At 32.5% G+C, this 335-nt stretch carries 1 protein-coding gene; it reads left to right on the top strand.

From position 1 onward, the window contains the following. Positions 1-335 (top strand): DUF5085 family protein (locus tag RYX56_RS21590; RefSeq protein WP_317124021.1); only part of this gene is annotated, 335 nt, incomplete at both ends.

Raw genomic sequence — 335 nt, 5'->3', positions numbered from 1 at the left:
CTTAACAACATTCCGCGTGATGAATTAATGCAAGTAGATATGTATATGCCGGTTGAACAATCTTTTGTTGGGAAAGAATCCGACTTACATTTTCAAAGCTATTTCTATATTGATCAAATGATTATGACGAGAATAACAGGTGGTTTTAAAACGAATACTGAATTTGCCTATGATGAATTACTTAAATACTGTAGGGAAAATGATTACAATATTGTGTCACCTATGTATCATGTTATTCGAGGGGATGATGAGATACAATGGGTTGAATTAAAAGCGAAAATATATTCAGATGAGGATTTTTATGAAGATTTGGAGGAAGAAATGGAATTCTGGGA

This window comes from Alkalihalophilus lindianensis (assembly GCF_032843265.1).
Lineage (GTDB): Bacteria > Bacillota > Bacilli > Bacillales > Bacillaceae_D > Alkalihalophilus > Alkalihalophilus lindianensis.
Note: the sequence above shows the minus strand (reverse complement) of the source record. Positions and strands in the feature narration are given on the sequence as shown.